This is a genomic window from Fodinibius sediminis, from assembly GCF_900182555.1.
Classification (GTDB): Bacteria; Bacteroidota; Rhodothermia; order Balneolales; family Balneolaceae; genus Fodinibius; species Fodinibius sediminis.
Window position 1 is genome coordinate 2501 of sequence record NZ_FXTH01000036.1, and the last position, 2918, is coordinate 5418.

The 2918-nt window shown below is 55.8% G+C and carries 2 rRNA genes (1 of these 2 cut by a window edge); both read left to right on the forward strand.

Annotation, left to right across the window (positions count from 1 at the left end):
- Positions 1 to 2600: ribosomal RNA gene (locus FN808_RS18660) — 23S ribosomal RNA — on the forward strand (it extends 314 nt beyond the left edge of the window).
- A 138-nt stretch (positions 2601 to 2738) separates the two neighbouring features.
- Positions 2739 to 2849: ribosomal RNA gene (gene rrf, locus FN808_RS18665) — 5S ribosomal RNA — on the forward strand.
- Positions 2850 to 2918 lie beyond the last annotated feature (69 nt).

Genomic DNA, 2918 nt, shown 5'->3' on the forward strand with positions numbered 1-2918 from the left:
GAAGACGAAGCGGACTGGAAAGCCGCCCCACAGAAGGTGACAGGCCTGTAGACGTAAGCAAAGCGCGGTGGCGAGACCCCCTGAGTAGGACGGGACCGGAGAAATCCTGTCTGAACCAGCCGGCACCATCCGGTAAGGCTAAATACTGGGTATGACCGATAGTGAACAAGTACCGTGAGGGAAAGGTGAAAAGAACGCCGAGAAGGCGAGTGAAATAGTACCTGAAACCATACGCTTACAAGCGGTCGGAGGCTCCTTCGGGGGCTGACGGCGTGCCTTTTGCATAATGAGCCTACGAGTTGCTCCTGTTGCGCAAGGTTAATCTCCTCAGGAGAGCAGCCGAAGCGAAAGCGAGTCCGAACAGGGCGGCAGTGCAGCGGGGCAGACGCGAAACCGAGTGAGCTATCTATGACCAGGGCGAAGTTCCGGTAAAACGGAATGGAGGCCCGAACCGACGGGCGTTGAAAAGCCCCCGGATGAGTTGTGGATAGGGGTGAAAGGCCAATCAAACTCGGAAATAGCTCGTTCTCCTCGAAATATATTTAGGTATAGCATCTGGCGAGCAGCATGTCGGAGGTAGAGCACTGATTAGACTAGGGGGCTTCACCGCCTACCAAATCTAGACAAACTCCGAATGCCGGCATGTGTTGCCAGGTAGTCAGCGTGGGGGCGATAACGTCCTCCCGCAAGAGGGAAACAACCCAGACCACCAGCTAAGGCCCCCAAATCCAAACTAAGTTGAACAAAGAAAGTTGGGTTGCCCAGACAACTAGGAGGTTGGCTTAGAAGCAGCCATTCCTTGAAAGAGTGCGTAATAGCTCACTAGTCGAGCGGCCCGGCGTCGATAATTAGCGGGCATAAGTTTGGTGCCGAAGCTGTGGATTGCCTCCGTTAGGAGGCAGTGGTAGAGGAGCATTCCAGCGCCATTGAAGTTGCCCTGTGAGGGGCAGTGGAGGTTCTGGAAGCGAAACTGTAGGCATGAGTAACGATAAGAGGGGTGAAAAACCCCTCCACCGAAAATCTAAGGGTTCCTGATCAACGCTAATCGGATCAGGGTTAGTCGAGACCTAAGGTGTAGCCGACAGGCGAAGCCGATGGAAAACCGGTTAAATATTCCGGTACCACCGTTCAGCGATAAACGAAGGCGTCACGCAGAAGTGACACTACCGCCTCCTGATGAACTAGGAGGTTGAAGGAGGTAGGCCGCGGGGTAGGTAAATCCGCCCCGCATACGGCTGAGCTCCGACAGTACGGGGAGCCTACGGGCAAACCGATAGTGTAGGTAATCTGGCTGCCAAGAAACCCGTCGTCGTTTGTTGACCGGTGCTCGTACCATAAACCGACACAGGTAGATGAGGAGAGTATCCTCAGGTGCTCGAGCGAATCGTGGCTAAGGAACTCGGCAAATTAGATCCGTAACTTCGGGAGAAGGATCCCCCGGCGGCGCTTCGGCGTCGTTGGGGCGCAGTGACCAGATCCAATCGACTGTTTAACAAAAACACAGGCCTCTGCCAAGTCGCAAGACGACGTATAGGGGCTGACACCTGCCCGGTGCTGGAAGGTTAAAGAAGGCTGTTAATCCCTTTGGGATGAAGCGGCCGACTGAAGCCCCAGTAAACGGCGGCCGTAACTATAACGGTCCTAAGGTAGCGAAATTCCTTGTCGGGTAAGTTCCGACCTGCACGAATGGTGAAACGAATTGGATACTGTCTCGGCCACGAGCTCGGTGAAATTGTGGTATCGGTGATGACGCCGATTACCCGCAGCGGGACGGAAAGACCCCGTGAACCTTTACTACAACTTTACATTGGCTTTAGCTGCCTGATGTGCAGGATAGGTGGGAGGCTCGGAAGCCCCAGCGCTAGCTGGGGTGGAGCCATCCGTGAAATACCACCCTTCGGGCCGCTGAATTCTAATTCCGCTCAGCGGAAGACAGTGTATGGTGGGTAGTTTGACTGGGGCGGTCGCCTCCTAAAATGTAACGGAGGCTCCCAAAGGTACCCTCAGCACGGTCGGCAATCGTGCGTAGAGTGTAAAAGCATAAGGGTGCTTGACTGCGAGACACACAGGTCGAGCAGGTGCGAAAGCAGGGTTTAGTGATCCGGCGGTTTCCGAATGGAAGGGCCGTCGCTCAAAGGATAAAAGGTACTCCGGGGATAACAGGCTTATCTCCCCCAAGAGTTCACATCGACGGGGAGGTTTGGCACCTCGATGTCGGCTCATCGCATCCTGGGGCTGGAGAAGGTCCCAAGGGTATGGCTGTTCGCCATTTAAAGCGGTACGCGAGCTGGGTTCAGAACGTCGTGAGACAGTTCGGTCCCTATCTGCTGTGGGCGTTGGAATGTTGCGGAGAGCTGCTCCTAGTACGAGAGGACCGGAGTGGACGCACCGCTGGTGCACCGGTTGTCGTGTCAACGGCACGGCCGGGTAGCTATGTGCGGAAGTGATAAGCCGCTGAAAGCATCTAAGCGCGAAGCACGCTCCAAGATAAGCATTCCCTACTAGAGCCTTCTGGAAGACGACCAGATGGATAGGCGGCAGGTGTACGCGCGGTAACGCGTTTAGCCGAGCCGTACTAATAAGGCTACTGGCTTTGACTTATATGGCTTGCACGACCCGCCGGGAGGCGGCCCGTGCAGCCTGCGTGGAAACAACAATCGGTCTTACCGGCCCCTGTCAGCTATGACTACACCAAAGAATTCGAACACTCTGGCCCCTGGCGGGCATTGACATTATGAGCAGCAGGGTTTAGCGCAGAGGCCCCACCCGTTCCCATCCCGAACACGGCCGTGACCCTCTGCAGCGCCGATGGTACTGCCTTCGGGCGGAAGCGTAGGTCCCCTCCTGCTCTCTTTTTTACTCCGGCCCTTCATGGCAGCCCCGTGAAGGGCCTTTTTTGTAACCCCCAACCGGCAGAA